General features: G+C 55.2%; 18 protein-coding genes. 11 read left to right on the forward strand and 7 right to left on the reverse strand.

Annotation, left to right across the window (positions count from 1 at the left end; all coding sequences use genetic code 11):
* Positions 1-32: 32 nt before the first annotated feature.
* The gene (locus MHI24_RS22050; protein WP_340021666.1) at positions 33-767 is read right to left on the reverse strand and encodes a glycerophosphodiester phosphodiesterase; all 735 of its coding nucleotides are present in this window, start codon (positions 765-767) and stop codon (positions 33-35) included.
* A 198-nt stretch (positions 768-965) separates the two neighbouring features.
* Between MHI24_RS22050 and MHI24_RS22055 the strand changes: the two genes are divergently transcribed.
* A complete protein-coding gene (locus tag MHI24_RS22055) occupies positions 966-1,502 on the forward strand; it encodes an NUDIX domain-containing protein (protein WP_340021667.1) in 537 nt (178 codons plus the stop codon).
* A gap of 37 nt (positions 1,503-1,539) precedes the next feature.
* On the opposite strand, the gene MHI24_RS22060 is transcribed toward MHI24_RS22055, so the two are convergent.
* Positions 1,540-2,142, reverse strand: coding sequence for a hypothetical protein (locus MHI24_RS22060; protein ID WP_340021668.1), 603 nt, complete (start codon positions 2,140-2,142; stop codon positions 1,540-1,542).
* 280 nt (positions 2,143-2,422) lie between these two features.
* Positions 2,423-3,094, reverse strand: coding sequence for a sensor domain-containing protein (locus MHI24_RS22065; protein WP_340021669.1), 672 nt, complete (start codon positions 3,092-3,094; stop codon positions 2,423-2,425).
* Between the two features lie 343 nt (positions 3,095-3,437).
* Between MHI24_RS22065 and MHI24_RS22070 the strand changes: the two genes are divergently transcribed.
* Entirely contained in the window at positions 3,438-4,493 is a 1,056-nt protein-coding gene (locus MHI24_RS22070) for an SPFH domain-containing protein (protein WP_340021670.1), read from the forward strand.
* Positions 4,490-5,476 (forward strand): sugar kinase, encoded by a 987-nt coding sequence (locus tag MHI24_RS22075; protein ID WP_340021671.1) that lies wholly within the window; start codon positions 4,490-4,492, stop codon positions 5,474-5,476. The genes MHI24_RS22070 and MHI24_RS22075 overlap by 4 nt, the downstream gene beginning before the upstream one ends.
* Positions 5,477-5,616: 140 nt before the next feature.
* Here the strand turns inward: MHI24_RS22075 and MHI24_RS22080 are convergent, their stop codons facing one another.
* The gene (locus tag MHI24_RS22080; RefSeq protein ID WP_340021673.1) at positions 5,617-6,138 is read right to left on the reverse strand and encodes a hypothetical protein; all 522 of its coding nucleotides are present in this window, start codon (positions 6,136-6,138) and stop codon (positions 5,617-5,619) included.
* A 256-nt stretch (positions 6,139-6,394) separates the two neighbouring features.
* On the opposite strand from MHI24_RS22080, the gene MHI24_RS22085 reads away from it, so the two are divergent.
* From MHI24_RS22085 to MHI24_RS22120, 8 genes are all read left to right on the forward strand, one after another.
* Positions 6,395-7,300, forward strand: coding sequence for a L,D-transpeptidase family protein (locus MHI24_RS22085; protein WP_340021674.1), 906 nt, complete (start codon positions 6,395-6,397; stop codon positions 7,298-7,300).
* 297 nt (positions 7,301-7,597) lie between these two features.
* Positions 7,598-7,960, forward strand: a complete 363-nt coding sequence (locus MHI24_RS22090; RefSeq protein ID WP_340021675.1) for a hypothetical protein — start codon at positions 7,598-7,600, stop codon at positions 7,958-7,960.
* Between the two features lie 14 nt (positions 7,961-7,974).
* Entirely contained in the window at positions 7,975-8,277 is a 303-nt protein-coding gene (locus tag MHI24_RS22095) for a hypothetical protein (RefSeq protein ID WP_340021676.1), read from the forward strand.
* 90 nt (positions 8,278-8,367) lie between these two features.
* Positions 8,368-9,093, forward strand: coding sequence for a YjgB family protein (locus MHI24_RS22100; protein WP_340021677.1), 726 nt, complete (start codon positions 8,368-8,370; stop codon positions 9,091-9,093).
* Between the two features lie 244 nt (positions 9,094-9,337).
* Positions 9,338-10,492, forward strand: coding sequence for a winged helix-turn-helix domain-containing protein (locus tag MHI24_RS22105; RefSeq protein ID WP_340021678.1), 1,155 nt, complete (start codon positions 9,338-9,340; stop codon positions 10,490-10,492).
* Positions 10,493-10,571: 79 nt separating this feature from the next.
* Positions 10,572-11,852: an MFS transporter gene (locus MHI24_RS22110; protein ID WP_340021679.1), complete on the forward strand. Its 1,281-nt coding sequence runs from the start codon at positions 10,572-10,574 to the stop codon at positions 11,850-11,852.
* A gap of 20 nt (positions 11,853-11,872) precedes the next feature.
* Positions 11,873-12,439 (forward strand): histidine phosphatase family protein, encoded by a 567-nt coding sequence (locus MHI24_RS22115; protein ID WP_340021680.1) that lies wholly within the window; start codon positions 11,873-11,875, stop codon positions 12,437-12,439.
* 204 nt (positions 12,440-12,643) lie between these two features.
* Positions 12,644-12,961: a hypothetical protein gene (locus tag MHI24_RS22120; protein WP_340021681.1), complete on the forward strand. Its 318-nt coding sequence runs from the start codon at positions 12,644-12,646 to the stop codon at positions 12,959-12,961.
* A 444-nt stretch (positions 12,962-13,405) separates the two neighbouring features.
* Here the strand turns inward: MHI24_RS22120 and MHI24_RS22125 are convergent, their stop codons facing one another.
* From MHI24_RS22125 to MHI24_RS22135, 3 genes are all read right to left on the reverse strand, one after another.
* A complete protein-coding gene (locus MHI24_RS22125; RefSeq protein ID WP_340021682.1) occupies positions 13,406-14,173 on the reverse strand; it encodes a TatD family hydrolase in 768 nt (255 codons plus the stop codon).
* A 27-nt stretch (positions 14,174-14,200) separates the two neighbouring features.
* Positions 14,201-15,325 carry a stalk domain-containing protein gene (locus MHI24_RS22130; protein ID WP_340021683.1) on the reverse strand — a complete coding sequence of 375 codons (1,125 nt, stop codon included), beginning with the start codon at positions 15,323-15,325 and terminating at the stop codon, positions 14,201-14,203.
* A 127-nt stretch (positions 15,326-15,452) separates the two neighbouring features.
* Complete coding sequence (locus MHI24_RS22135; protein WP_340021684.1) at positions 15,453-16,028, reverse strand: TetR/AcrR family transcriptional regulator; 576 nt, start codon at positions 16,026-16,028, stop codon at positions 15,453-15,455.
* Positions 16,029-16,110: the final 82 nt, after the last annotated feature.

Below are 16,110 nucleotides of genomic sequence, written 5' to 3' on the forward strand. Positions count from 1 at the left end.
TAGAGAGAGGCAACGCCGTTTCTATTTGGTCCTTAGAGGTCTCTGGCGGATAGAAGCCCGGCCAGGACATCGGGATAATCCGTAATGATGCCAGCGACTCCTGCTTCAATCAGCTCCTGCATCCGTGTGGAATCATTCACGGTCCAGGGATGGTAGACAACCCCCTGCGCAGCTGCTGCGCTCACGAACTCGGGCAGAGCCGAGGAGTGATGGGCATGCAGCGCATCGGCCTGCAGACTGGCGGCATAATCCCATGGACGGTACAGGCCCTCACCATAGAGAATCCCCGTACGGATCTCCGGGGCCAGCTTCTTGCAATGGGCCAGCGAATAATGATTGAAGCTGGAGATGACGACCCGCTCGCTCATGCCCTGTTCCCGGACAGCGGCAATCACCTTCTCCTCCATGCCGGGGTAGAAGAATGTCCCGTTCTTCAGCTCGATATTCAGAATCGTGTCCCGGCCCTGAAGCAGATCCAGCAGCTCCTCCAGCGTCGGAATCCGTTCTCCGGCGAACTCAGGGCTGAACCAGGAGCCAGCGTCCACCTCCAGAATCTCACGAAGTGTCTTATCCTTCACATAACCGCTGTCGGTAGTGGTACGGTTTAAGCTCTCATCATGAATGACGATCACTGCTCCGTCACTCGTCATCTGTACGTCCGTCTCAATCCCGGTTGCCCCCAGCTCAAGGCCTTTGCGGAATGCCGCCATCGTGTTCTCCGGGGCGGCTGCGGATGCGCCGCGGTGCGCAAAATTAATGATGTTCATGTAGGGTTATTCCCTCCGTTTCAGTGATGTGCTGCTGCCCGTAGTTGACGGGCCCCCTATAGTATATTCCACATGTCCGCAAGAAACCATGTCAGGGAACGAGGAAGCAGGGGGGGCTTGAAATTGAACATGGTGTGCACGGCAGCAATCGCTTAGAATAGACATCAATCAGAATACATAGAGAAGGAAGCGATAGGATTGAAATTTTGCCTGGAATGCGGAAGCCGTCTGGTACTGAAGGAATGCAGCGGAGAAGGGGAGGTGCCGTACTGTGAAGCATGTGCCGCATTCCGGTTCCCTGTGTTCAGCACAGCGATGAGTACAGCGGTGCTGAACCGGGAACTGGATAGAATTCTGCTGATTCAGCAGTACGGACGCAAGAATTACATTCTGCTCGCAGGTTATGTGAATAAGGGAGAGAATGCCGAGACGGCTCTGGTTCGTGAAGTGCACGAGGAGGCGGGGCTTGAGGTCATCGCCTATGAATATATGCGCAGCGAATATTTTGCCCCGTCCAATACGCTTATGCTTAATTTCATCAGTGTGGCGGATACGGAGGATCTTAGCGCGATGAGCGACGAACTGGATCATGCCGCCTGGTTCACACTGGAGGAGGCAGAAGAGGCTATTCTCAAGGGCAGTCTCGCCGAGAGCTTCCTGCTGACCATTATCGCCAAGCTGAGACAGGGGCGGACCCTGGAGGAGTTGACGCCTGTATCCAAGGGTATCCGGTAAACAGGCTGGCAGCCGTTATCTCTTACGCTTACTACGCTTATGCCGAGACGATGCTGCGGATTCTCTCATGCACCTGATGCGCCTCCATGAGCGCTGCGGAGTAATGCAGATCAGTCTTGCAGGCCGGCTGGGTCCGGGGCAGGAAGGGGATGGAGACGACCGGTGTCTCTTCGCTGCTGAGGTAGATTTTGAGGGTCAGCTCATTAATCTCCTCTGCACCTCCGGCAGCAGGAACAGCTTCTGCAGAAGTGGAGGCCATGCCAGCGCTAAGGCGTACTCTAGGCGCACTGGTGGTAATCCGGCTGGTCTTGCTGACCTTGCTGAGGGTCAAGGCATTCTCGACAAGCTCAGCTCCAAGGATCGCATCGAACCTGTACACGGCGGCAGTTGCCGGTTCCGGCTGACCCGGATGCAGCTGGCCGATCGCCAGCGTCTGGCCGTCTACATCCAGGGCGATCAGATGGGACTCGTCAGGAGTGATGAACCGCTGGGGGAACTTGAGGCTGAAGGCAGACAGGGCCATGGCAGCCTCGTTGCCGCCCGCAGCCCCGGAACGGTAGAGTCTGAACTGAAGCACCGCAGCTGACAGCAGGAAGGAGACACCGAGTACACCGAACACGTACACCAGGATCATAAGCACTGAAACCGCCTCCTTAGCATGGGCTAGTGAACTGTTTAATAGATATGCCGGTTACGGATGAACAAACACAATTTGATAAAAAAACGGCTGCACCCTTCCCGTCCGAGGAGAGGTACAGCCGTTTTTAGTTGATCAGGAGGCTATGATCCGTCCGTTGTGGGGAATGTAACCGAAAAACCGACCACAATGGGATCGGGGGGCAGCGCGTAGGCCAAATGTAATCGAAAAACCGACCACATTCAGCGCTGCGTGGGCACGTGGGGCCAATGCGGAAAACTACTTAAGTATGTACAACTTCAAGCGGTGTGCTGGCAGTATTCATGTGTGTCTCAGAAACTGTGCTGATCCAGGCGGCATATACACGGCCAAGCCCCGTAAGCAGCAGCGGCAGTATCAGCAGCAGGGCAAAGCCCAGTCCGCATAGAATCCAGGAGCGTTCGTCTGAGGTGGTGCCGGACAGGAAGAAGAAGAACTCCGGGTCCAGCATATTCAGATCATAGGAGAAGAACGATGAGCTGACTCTCTGGGCCAGCGGCGACAGCAGAGCGCTGAAGGCCGTTAAGGGCAGGACAAGCGCAAGAGTGAAGCCTGCAATCCCTGCGGGCAGCTGCATGAGGCTGTACAGAATTCCCCGGTACGACCCGCCATCGCGGAGCTGTTGCCCTAAGGTCCGCAGCCCTTCCCAGCGGAAGGCAGAGGAGTACTCCGCAGCAACGGGCTGCACGGTGCCCCGCCGGTCTCTACTGTTAGACCAGGTGCGGGTCAGTTGTTGCTCACTGGACATCATGCGGCGGCACCAGGCTAAGGTGAGCGCCAGCAGAGGCAGCCCAACCCATACGATAATCAGAGGCAGGCTTGCACACAGTCCTGTCACGGCAATCACAAACGCAAGGATTCCTTTGGGCAGCGAGAGCATCAATATTTTCCAAGCTTGTATACTTTGTTTTATCATTCCGGCCATTCCTTTCCCGGTTTCCAAATTTCAACTTCTTCAGTATAGAAGCTTAATCGGAATCACGCACTCTCCAAAAGGCGGGAAAGTACCTGGCCGCAGGTCCAGTGTTGCTTCTGGTCATTGCCGCCTGTAATAGAACATGGTGGTTTCCATTGCTCCATCGGCAGAAATGGGCAACCGGCGCTAAAGAGAACAGAAATTTTTTGCGGAATTTGTTAATAACATATTGATAATATCAAAAGAGTCTGCTATTATAATGTTAATAACATTTTAATAATAACAATTAAATCATAACAACCAGCTTTGAAGAATGAAAATCAAATTACAGGAGGTAATAACCATGTTCGGATTCCGGTTCGTGAAGTTTCAACCCAGTGATTATGTGCTGAAGGTCAAGAACGGTAAGGTAGTTCGTGAAGGGGTGGGCCTGTCCTTTCATTATTATGCGCCGACGACTTCGGTGGTGGTGGTGCCGGTCTCCTCGATTGATGTACCGTTCATGTTCGAGGAGATTACGGCGGACTACCAGACAGTGACGGTGCAGGGGCAGCTGACCTACCGGATCGCGGATTACCGCAAGACCACGCAGATTCTTAACTACACCTATAATCTCAAAAAGAACACCTACATCTCCGACGATCCCCACAAGCTGGCCCAGCGGGTGATTAATATCGCCAAGGTGCTGACCAAGAAGCAGCTCGGGCAGCTGCCGCTGAAGGAGGCCATCCGGTCGAGTGAACGTCTGGCCAAGGCGATCACCCATGATATCGGCCAGAGCACGGAGATTGAGAAGCTGGGCATAGAGCTGATGGGCCTGTCTATTCTGGCGATTGTACCTAATAAGGAGACACTGCGCGCCCTGGAGGCGACGGCCAGGGAGGAGATTCTCCGCAGTGCCGATGATGCGCTCTATGAGCGGCGCAATGCTTCGATCGAGCAGGAGCGGCGGGTGAAGGAGAATGAGCTGAATACAGAGATTGCCGTTCAGACGAAGAAGCGGCAGATGCGTGAGGCGCTGCTCGACTCTGACCGTGCCGCGAAGCAGAAGCAGAACGAGATGAAGGAGGAGCAGCTGGCCTTCGATACAGAGCTGGAGGAGAAGAAGCAGGCGCTGATTGAACTGGCTATCGCGAATCAGAGAGCCGAAGCGGATGCCAAAGCTTACGAGCTGTCGGCAGTGATGAATTCGCTCCAGGATGTATCGCCTAATGTCCTGCAGGCGCTGACCAATGTCGGCATGAAGCCGGATAAGCTGATCGCGATTGCGTTCCAGGAGCTGGCGGAGAATGCCGGGAAGATTGGCCAGCTGAATATCACGCCTGATCTGCTGCAGGGCATCATGGCCGGCTCGCCAGGCAGCGGTGCAGGTGCAGCCAGAGGGGGCAATGAACGATGAGCAGCCGGGGTTCGGAGAACAAAATTATTCTGGTCAAGCGCAAGACGCGCTTGGAAGAGCTGGTGGTCCGCTACAATACCGTCCAGCAGGCCCAGTTCTATATTGAGCGGCTGGGTGCCGATTTCAGCGATTACCTGAGCGAGGATTTCCAGTACCGTAAGGCGGTGGAGACTGCGGTCACCGAGCTGAGCGCAGTAGGGCGGCTGCAGGTGCTGGAGCGCCAGCATGTGCCGAATTTTATTTTTGGCGCTGAGGATACGGTGGTCGTGCTGGGACAGGACGGTCTGGTGGCCAACACGCTGAAGTACCTGAATGAGCAGCCGCTGATCGGTGTCAATCCTGATCCGCTGCGCTGGGACGGCGTGCTGCTGCCCTTCCGGGTGAAGGAGCTGCGGACGCTGGTGACGGAGGTGCTGCGCGGGCAGCGCCAGGTCCGCGAGGTGAGCCTGGCCAAGGTCGAACTGAATGACGGCCAGAGCCTGTACGGGGTGAATGATCTGTTCATCGGCCGCCGGACCCATGTCTCGGCCCGTTACCAGCTGGAGCTGGAGGGACAGCAGGAGCAGCAGTCCTCCAGCGGCATCATCGTCTCCACCGGTATGGGCTCCACCGGCTGGCTGAAGAGTGTGCTCGCCGGAGCGGCCGGTATTGTCAGCCGGGCTGCGCACATGCAGATTGAGGAATCCGGCGGCCAGGCCGGCCGGGTACCTGCAGTGCTTACCGCAGTCAACGCCGGCCGGGGGCTGGCCTGGGACCATCCTGAACTGTACTTTACCGTGCGGGAGCCGTTTCCGAGCCGGACGACCTCGGCGGAGCTGGTGTTCGGGCGGATTAACAGCAGACAGCCGCTGCGGATTATCTCACAGATGCCAGAGGATGGCGTGATTTTCAGCGATGGTGTGGAGAGTGATTATCTGGAATTCAATTCCGGGGTGGAGGCGACGGTGAGTCTGGCCGAGAAGCGGGGAAGGCTGGTGGTTTGATTCAGGGATAGCCATTGGAGCAGATAGACAGACAAGGGGTTCTCTGCATTGTCCGCTGCTGCGGCCCTGCAGGAACCCCTTGTTGTGTTAACGTGCAGGCACCGGCCGCGTAGCCGGGAATCCTGTCATCTGCTCTGTGCTTACTGGAAGCTGCGTCCCTGGTTAAAGGACCCGAAGGACGAACCCGGCTGTTGGTTAATGCCGGAGTTGATCGGGCTGTTCAGGGAGTTCACCGGCTGGCTGCTGGACGGGAAGGACGGGCTGAACGAAGAGTTGAAGCCGCTGCCCATGCCCCCCATGTTATGATTCTGGCCCACGGAGTTGAAGCCCTGGATGCCTGTTCCGAAGCTCTGATGCTCCGGATTCATTCTATGGATATCACCGGTATTGAAGCCGGAGGTCTGCGGGAACTGCTCCAGCGATCTAACGGATTGGGAGATCTGCTGCAGCTGCTGCATCGCAGTCTGATGTCCCTGCAGCGCCTGCTGGATCATCTGAATGGATTTGCTGTTGTGCTGGCTAAGCTCCTGCAGCTTGGCAGCATCCTGCTGCTCCTGCTGCAGAAGCTGCTGATAATTCTGTGTTCCCTGCTGGGTTTGTGCAATCAGCTGCTGCACGATTTGCTCGCATTCTCTGATCTGTGCGGATTGGTTGGTATTCAACGTTTTTTGCCTCCTTGATATTGGGTGTTATGGTCATGCGGGCTTATTATCTCTGATTGGACTTGCGAATATTCATGCCACTGGTCTGCGCAGGAGGCGTCCCTTCCGAACGGTTACAATTCTGCAACACCTGCTTCAAGACGGGGGAGACAAGTTGATAGGAATAGGTACAGGCTGCTGTGCAACTATTGCGGCTGATTTACGTCTATGTAGAAAGAACTTTCCAGAATCACCCATAACCCGGAGGTGGGCAACTATGAATCTGCAGGAACAATCAAGCTGGCTTAGGAGGTATTGGCCGAGAAGTATCGCACTCACCCTGGTGTTCGTGCTGCTGCTGACCGCAGGCTTCGCCGGATCAGCCGCAGCGGCGTCAGCATCCTCGGACCTGATCATCGTCAACAAAAAAACGAACAAACTCGCCTACTACAGTGACGGCAAGCTGGTGAAGACCTTTCCGGTCGCCACCGGCAAGACGAAGAGCCTGACCCCTGAGGGCAGCTTCAAAATCGTCGTCAAAATCAAGAACCGCCCCTACTACAAAGAGAAGATTCCCGGAGGCGATCCGGCCAATCCGCTGGGCGACCGCTGGCTGGGGCTTGAGGTGAATGACACTTACGGCACAACCTACGCTATTCACGGCAATAATAATGAATCCTCCATCGGAAAATATGTCAGCGCCGGATGCATCCGGATGCACAATGACGATATTCACTGGCTCTATCCGAAGATCGCCAAGAACACCCGGGTCATCATCACGACCTCCGGGCTGGATATGGCCAGCATCGCCGAGAAGAACGGCTACCGGCTCGGATCGAAGATGATCGCCGGCTCGTTCATCAGGAACGGGGAGAAGACGAAGGTGAAGGATTCCTTCCTGCTGGAGGATTCACGGGTCTACATCCCGCTGCGGGAGACGGTAGCTCTGCTCGGCGGAAGCTTGCAGCAGCAAGCCGGAACCGGAGCAATTGTCATTACCGTGGGCAAGTATACAGCCATTCATAAGCCGCTCAGCGAGTCCGCCCAGGTGAACGGCAAAGCCGTCAAAATGCTGGCCTCCAAGCGTGTAGACGGCCGTGTCTATATCCCGCTGGGGAGCTTGACGCAGTTGCTCGGCGTCCCATTCACCTGGAACGCGAAGGATGGAGCGGTGAAGCTGTAGATGCTGAAGCTGGCTGGTCCTTGACCGGCTGGCTTTTTCTTTTACTGGCTTAGGGCAGGATGAACTGGATGTACGGAGAATTTGTTATTTAGAGATGAATCGGGGGCACGTAGGAGGGACTAGATCATTCGTATACGGATTATAGGCGGCTGCGGGAGCGGGAAGACGTATATTGCCAAGCTGCTGGCTGAAACATACGGGATACCGTATTATGAGACGGATAACTTCGTCTGGGACCGGAGCGGGGATAATATCCGCAACACCCCTGAGACAAGGGATGCACAGCTCGCCCGGACCATGGCTAAGGAGTCATGGATTATCGAAGGCGTTCATCACAAATGGGGCACGGAGAGCTTCCGGGAAGCGGATCTGATTGTTCTGATTCATCCAAATGCTTACATACAGGACGCCCGGGTTATCAGCAGGTTCGTGAAGACCAGGCTGGGGCTGGAGCAGGGGAACTATAAGCAGACGTTCAAGAGTCTCTGCACCATGCTTTTTGAGTGGAACCGCGGCTTCCGCAAGGAGAGCATTCCTGCGATTCTGGAGCTGACGGAACCTTACCGCGCCAAGCGGATCATCGTGCGCCATAACCGGGAGATCCTGGGGCATGTCGCCAGATATGCAGAGCAGGAGAACGGGCAGAAGATGGATGAATAGAACGGAGGGATCGGATGGGAAGGATGGCGGTTTTTTGTATAGAGATTGTGCGCTTAATCGTGCTGCTGGTGCTTACGTTACTTCTGCTGATAGCCGTTGAGCAGTGGCTGTTCACTATGTTGTATGGACGGGAAGGGAATCTCTATACGGCTGTGCCGGGTAATCTGCTGGTGTTCATAGTGATGTACCGGAACCACTGGCAGTTCAAGGGCTGGTACAGATCAGAACAGAACCTGAAGCTGAAGCCGGGATGGACCCGGGGGTTGAGCATGGCTGCACTGCTGCTGATCGCCCTGCCTTTTGCCGTACCTGTGTAGTTTGCTTAAGCTGCAACCTTTGCTTCATTCTCTGCGTTATAGGGGTACATTGCTAGGAGGACGTTCCCTATATTCAAAGGAGATGACATCATGATTACATCCGTTAAAAAATTAACCTGCCTATTGCTGCTCAGCGGGCTGCTCAGCCTTACCGCCTGCAGCTCCGGGAAGCCGGACACAGCGTCCGGCGGCACTTCTGCTCCGGCTGCTGTAACGGAAGCTCCGGCGACACCGGCGGCTGGTAATGTGAGTGGCGCTGATGAAGGCGCTGCGGCGAATGCAGAGCCGGTAACTACAGATGGCGGGGCCGCAGACGGAGCCGCTACCGTTACAGGCGATGCTGGAGCTGCAGGCGAAAGCGGAGCTGCCGCCACACCGGAAGAGCGCAGCAAGCAGCTGAATGAGCTGCTGGAGCTGGCCAAGCAGGGGAAGGTGCCCGGCGTGGAATATGCTGCACATAGCGGGATGATCGATGAGGTGGAGGCTGCCTGGGGAGACCCGGATCTGAAGGAGTCGGCCGGCAAGGGAGTCTATTCTACCTATTCGAAGAAGAGTGTGGTATTTGGTTTTAACAAGGGCATGAAGATTTTTGATGTGCGCTCCAGCGCCCCTGACCTGCAGAGTCTGACCCTGAAGCAGATTGAAGCGGTGCTCGGCAAGCCGGATGCCACCGCAGTGAACGGTGAAGACAACATCTATATTTACCAGGCCAACAAGCAGTATCAGCTCAAGTTCATCATTCCGTCATCAACCGGCACAGTGAACCATATCTCTGTATTCTCCGAACAGGATTCTTTTAATAATATGGCTGGGTAGCCAGCGCAGAGCACCCATACATCCCCTTGCAGCGGCAACTGCAGGGGGATTTTTAGGTATATTGGCAGTGTGTATGCGAAAAACCGAACACAATGAGACCGGGGGCGGTGCGTAGGCCAAATGTAATCGAAAAACCGATCACAACGTGCAATCGGGCCTTCACCCTTTGCGAGTATTTAAATAAACTCGGTGCATGATGTATACTTTTCCTGATGACAGAAATCAGAAGAAAAGAGGCACGGCCATGCACCTCGAGCTGAACGCAAGTGAATACAAAGTGTCCTCCGGCGGGTTGACGGTGGAGCTGCTGCCCAAGGAGTTTGCGCTGCTGCAGTTTCTGTACCGCAACCGGGGGCGGACCTTCAGCCGGGAGCAGCTGCTGGATAAAGTGTGGCCGATGGAGTACCCGGTGGAGCGGACGGTGGACGATCATATCTACCGGCTGCGCAAGAAGCTGCGGCCATTGAACGGCATCGGCATCAAAACCATCCGCGGCTTCGGCTACAGTCTGACGCTCCCCGGCAGCCTTGCGGGTGTGGCGGTGAATCCGGCAACGCATGACTCTGAGCTGCGGGAGACCATGCGCGAGGTCTTCTCAAAATTCCATGTGTATGGCCAGGGCAATTCGATACTGACTTTGGCCCGCCAGCAGGACATCCTTGGCTATGAGCTGGACCCGCATTATGCAATGGTGGTTCATTTCGTGCAGGGAGATCTGGAGTGGCTGATTCATACGGGCGAGCTTCCGCTGAAGGACCGGCTCTTTTACCTCAGCCTGTTCTACTTCTTCACGGGCAATCCCAAGGAGAAGGTGGAATACGCCGAGCGCCTCATTGAACGGAAGCTGCTGAATCCGGCGGATCAGCTGGAGCTGGAGATTCTGACGATGCTGGATCTGTATACCCTGGCCGGACGGCCGCAGCAGGCGTTGGAACTTCTGAAACGCACCTACCAAGTCATCGCCGGACCCGGCTTCGAGAACTTCATACCCGTCACGATGATTACCGAGCTGTTCATCCATCTTGTTGCCGGTGCTGGTGAGGTGGAGCTGGAACGGCTGGATGAAGCAGTGGAACGGGTGCTGCGGGATAAGCCATTTTTGCGCGAGATTGGCAGTTATAAGGTGGTACAAGGACTCTGGGCGCTGCGGCGGGAACAATGGGCAGAGGGGGATAAGCTGATCCAGGAGGGGCTGCAGGTGATGGAGATGTCCGGCTTCATTCCGCTGCGGCTCTATTCGATCTACCGGATTCACCATTTCTGCCGCATGTTCCTGGCGGGAAGCGCTTTGGACCGCAAATATGAGGAGCTGTTCACTACGGGGCTTGAAGTCTGCGGCCTGCCCCGGCTGGAGCAGATGCTTGAGGAGCTGCTGCTGGGGCAGCTGGAAGCCCTCTGATATTTCTCTGACAATTCTCCGTTATCTTAGGATCATAGATGGAACATCTAAGATTACAGGTAACCTGGAGGAATGTAAGATGGAGATTTCAACCAAGCAGGGAACAAGCCTGCTGCATAACACAACGTACATGCGTGTCTACACCGCGTTCGCCACCGCCAGCTTCGGCGACTGGTTCGACGCGCTGGCCATTCAGGTATTGGTCGGCTACCGCTGGCAGGCCAGTCCGCTGATGCTGGCGCTCATACCGGTAGCTCTGGCGCTGCCGAGCATTCTGCTCGGCTCGGTTGCCGGCGCAGCCGCCGACCGGATGAACAAGCTGAAGCTGATGCGTACCTGCGATCTGCTGACCGCGCTGCTGACCCTGCTGGTGCTGCTTGCGCCGAACATGCTCTGGCTGCTGCCGCTGCTGGCCCTGCGCTCCGCGCTGTCCACGCTGAACATGCCGGCCCAGCAGTCCCTGACCCGCAGTCTGGTCCGGGAGGATCAGCTGCTGCAGGCCTCATCACTGAACGGACTGGTCAACCAAGGCTCCAAAATCGCCGGACCCTTGCTCGGCGGTCTGGCGCTCGCCTTCCTTACGCCCCAGTGGTGCATTCTGCTGAATGCCGTGCTGCGCAGCTGCTCCTATCTGCTGCTGCTGTCTGTCAAGCGTATCCGTCAGGATGAAGCAGACAGCAAGCGGTCTGAAGCGCCGGAAGGTAAGGTTTCGCTTGGCACCATGTGGCGGGAAGGCTGGGGCTTTCTGCTGCGCAGCCGCCTGCTGCTGACCGCGATGCTGTTCGGACTCGCCGGATCGCTGGTCATTCAGGTGGTTGATTTTCAATTCACCAGTCTGTTCCGGATCTTCGCCCCGGAGCGGGAAGCGCTGCTGGGCTGGATGGTTGCCGCTACGGGAGCAGGCGCAGTGCTGATCATCCTGATGCTGAACAAGCTGAAATCCGAAGGCGGGTATGGCTGGAAGCTGGGCTTGGGGTATGTGCTGATTGGCGGGTCGATTGCCGCGCTGGGTCTGCTTCAGCCGGGGGCGTCGATTCTGTGGGTGCTGCTCATCGGGTTCGTGCTGGGGATCGGCAACGGCATGTTTATGGTTACTTTCAATTATTGTCTGCAAAAAGAAACCCCGCCGCACATGACCGGCCGCATCTTCGGCATCCAGAATACCGTACTCAGCACGGTCCTGATTGTAGCGCCTCTGCTGGGTGGTGTGCTGGTGCAGTATGCGGGTCCGGCCCGTATTTTTGTCACTATCGGCTTGCTGCTGTTGGTTCTGGGGGTGGCCGGGCTAATGTTCGGGCGCCAGCTCTGGCCGGCGGCAAGCAATACAGCAGAGAGCGCCGTTCAGGGGGCGGTTCATTAACAGACAGACAGGAGGAGCTTATGACAACTTATATCTATATGGTGAGACACGGGGATTCGCTGCGGACCGGGGTGGATGAATGGACGCGCGGCCTGTCGCCGAAGGGGGAAGAGGATGCCCTGCGGGTCACTGAATGTCTGAAGGATGAAGGGATAGATGTGATGTACAGCAGCCCGTATATCCGGGCGGTCAATACAATTGCGGATTTGGCGGATAAGCTGGAGCAGGAAATCATTCTGGTGGATGATCTGAGAGAAAAGGTGTGGATGGAGGGCGACGAGCAGCTATCTGACGAAGACCTGTACCTTGAACTCCAGAAAATGTACACCGATCCGGATTACGCCCTGCCGGGCGGGGAATCGAACCGGGAGTGCCAGGAGCGGGCGGTGAAGACGCTGCAGGATATTCTGCGGACCCATGCCGGCAAAAGAGTAGCCATCGGCACCCACGGCATGGTGATGTCCCTGATGATGGGCTATTTCGCCCCGGAGTACGGTCTGGACTTCCTGCTGCAGACCACGAAGCCGGATATTTATGTTATGGAGTTCAAGGAAGATAAAGTATCGGTGCGGCGGCTGCCTATTTAAGCTATACGTTAGAATTGATAGAACTAGTGAGTGAAATAAGGGCGGATAAGCTTGAGTATAGTCGAGCAACAGTTAATGATTATATAACCCTTCCATGAGGATGGTTCACTTAAGTCTGAATCAGTTGAAATTGAATAATGCTCAATAAATTAAGGTGGCAAATGGAAGGATAGATAATAATTAATTTGAGAATGAAGGTATCATATGGAGCCTGACTTAGAGAAGGAATTAAAGAAAATATGCATAGACCTTTCTGTGAAGTTAAGGGGGAACGGAGGAGGGGATGGGAATGCTTTAATTGATTATGATTTAATTCAATATCTGCATACAACATTGGATGCCTATAAAGAATCCATTCATAAAAAAGAAATGATTCCTAAAGAAATAGTATGGTCTCTTTTATATACCAGCAGCAGGTTCTATATACAAAGTCAATATTCAAGGAATAGGTCAGATCTCATGGCTGAATTTGAAAGACTGAACCATAAGTTACTTTATGTTTTCGATGATCAGGACACTTAGCAATTATTTACTACTAAATGGTATAGAGTTGACATGCAACAATAACACAATAAATTCAAGAAGGCAGTCGATCCATGTGGTTGGCTGCCTCTTTTAATAATCGTATTCAGCTGGTCGGAACGGATAATCAATAACGATGATTCCTTCAACAGGAACAATTTGATTAGTTTTGGGTTTGAAGCGAAATGTCAGGCATAGTTGCATTCAGTACATTTAAAAAACAGTTAAAGTGAAGGGTTTCTTACTCTAACTGTAGTCTGTACAACTAAATCTGCGTGAGTGGGCGAGATCCTGGGTACTGAGGTATTTCAATTGTACAAAATACAGCTAAACGGGTATTCGGCGATAAATCCAATTTTTTAGTTGTACGGACTGCACTTAAGCATATCGCTTGCACCTTAACAGGTGTGAAGCTGATGCTGTATTTGAGTGGAGCGCCTTGCCCTACAGCCCATAGAACCGCACCGTATTCGCCGTAAGTCTCGCCTTCGCTTCAGCCAGTGTATATCCATGCAGCGCCCCCCATGCGGCAGCCACGTCATGCACCACCGCCGGATGGGTGGGGCGTCCGGCGAACGGTCCCTCGAACGGCCAGGGGCCATCCGTTTCGGCCATGACCAGCTCCGGCGGGTAGCGGCGCGCCAGGTCCTGGATCTCCGGTTCATAGAGGATGTCGGGGGTGAAGGAGATGTAGTACCCCTGGCGGATCATCCGTTCAATAGTAGCCTCCGGCCCCTTGAACCAATGGAAATGGGCACGCGTAATCGGGTGCTGCTCCAGCAGATCGCAGACAGTCCAGGCGTCCTCATAGACGCTATGCAGCACCACCGGCTTGTCCAGCCGGACTGCCAGGCCCAGAAGCCTGTCCAGCAGCCGGAGGTAAGGCTCCTGATCCCAGGCTTCGCCGCTCGCTTCGGCCTCGGCCCGGGTATAGTAAGGCAGCCCGATCTCGCCGACGGCTATCATGCTGTCAGCGTGAGTGGTCATCCACTTCAGCAGCTCATTAAGCTCTTCCTCTCCAGGCAGCGGCTGCTCGGGATGGAAGCCGTAAGCCGGCTTCACCAGGCCGGGATATCCGGCTGCCAGCTCCCGGGTCCGCTTGCTGGAGGCGAGATTCATGGAGACTGCGATCAGGGCCTCGATGCCCTGATTCTCCAGTCCCTCCAGCACGCTGTCTTCATATTGGTCCAGATGAATATGGGCATCAATCATGTGCAAGCTCCTCCTTCCGGCAGCGGATTATTTCTCCACAATGGCTTCGCCCCGGTCATCCGGCTCAAAAGCAATAGCCCCCAGCTCCATCCCCGTCTTGCCTGCCTTATATTCCAGCTTCAAGGTTCCTACACTCTCAGTCATTCCGACCATCAGGCTGGTGTCGGCCAGCAGCTTGTTATTCTCCACGCTGTAATAGGTCACCGCACCAATTGCCGCTGTGCTGCCGAAATATTTCAAGCCGTCCTCAGCGCGGTCCGGGAGTCTAAGCGTCACCTTGGAGGGAACGGTTCCCTGAAGCTCCAGCTTCAGCAGCACATCCTTCTGATCCAATGTAATACTGGAGGAGACTGCTGCGCGGGCGGCCACGTCTGCCGCAGGTACGGAGAGCTCTTTGCCCTGTTCAGGCTTCACCACATGGACCTCCTGCGCAACCAGTGAGGTTCCGGTTCCAAGGGTGAATACAACGGTGGCCTCCGGTTTGCCGTCCGAATCTACATCGGCATAGTAAAGCTGAGGCGGGTGCGAGTAGTCTCTGGGTACGGTCCAGTTGAAGCGCTGCTTCTTGCCGTTAACCTCAAGGATGAAGCCTTTGTAGGTATTGCCGTCCTTCAGCGCGGCGTACAGCTTCACTTTACTGTTAGTACCGGCAACGGCAAGAGGCTCTGTCGGAACCCTGACCGTGGTGCTCAGATCGCCTGGGGTAACAGTGACCCGGCTTCCGCCGGGTTTCAGCTCTGTAACAGCTCCCGTAAGGGAGTCCAGCGTAGCCGCCGCGATATACACACGCCCGGCCTTCAGCAGCACAGGCGCGTCCAGCGTCTCATTAGAGCCTCCGTCCGTTTGCGTATAGCTGACCTTCATGGAAGCGCTACCGGGTGTGAGAATGGTCTTGTCCCAGCTCGTGAACAGTGTAAGCTGTTTGAGGGTGTTGTTCCATTGTAATTGCATCGGGTAGAATTCCAGCAGCGTGCGGGCCGGAACATACAGGGTGCCGCCGGAATGGAAGGGCGCAGCATGGGGCAGGACAGCTTGTCCGTCCACCACAAGGGATAGCGGTGCAGGTGCAGAATGAACTGTATCTATAGGTGAAGCCGCGGCAGCGCCGGCCAGAAGCAGGGCAAGGGCGGAAGCGGCGATCAATTTTTTCATAAGATAACCTCCGGAGTCTGGAAATTCCAATCCCTTGTATTATAAATGAAAAACACCGCCAGCGGGTCACGTTCTGTTAACAAAGATAAGACAAGGCTGTTACATTGCTGAAAATACCGGCTGACCTTTAAGCCTCAATCCCTCCCAGCGCCAGCAGTACCAACGCCCTGACAGAAGATTCACCCAGTTCTCCTCCGGTCAGCAGCAGCCGGTAGAAGATGGGGCCGTAGACGAGATCGATACAGCTCCCGATATCCAGATCCTGCTTCAATTCCCCCCTGACTATCCCCCGTTCAAAAAGCTTCCAGGCCTCCTGGCGGCGCGGGCCGAAGTATCTGCTCCGGTAAGCCTCGGCCAGTCCGGCATCGGATTGTCCTTCGCCGATCAGCTCCGTAATCACTTTACCTTCCCGGCTGGAGAGGAACTGCGCGAGAGTCCCCGCATGGATCAGAATATCCTCCTTGGCGGACCCGGTATCCGGGATCGGCAGCCGGGCGTTCGCGGCGTTCAGATAACCGTCCATGACCACGGCCGCCTTGTTCGGCCACCATTTATAGATCGTGGCTTTGCTGACCTGGGCCTGCTCGGCAATCTTCTCCACCGTCACAGCGGCGAATCCCATCTCCAGCAATAGATCATACGAAGCCTTCAGGATGGCATTTTTGGCCTCGGTATTACGCGGACGGCCTCTTTTTTTCTCCATAATGATTCCTCCTATAAGAATGAACTCAACTATAATGGAGTATATCATAAAACTGCCTATTTACAATACTGAACGTTTAGTA

Source organism: Paenibacillus sp. FSL K6-1096 (assembly GCF_037977055.1).
Taxonomy (GTDB): Bacteria; Bacillota; Bacilli; order Paenibacillales; family Paenibacillaceae; genus Paenibacillus_AQ.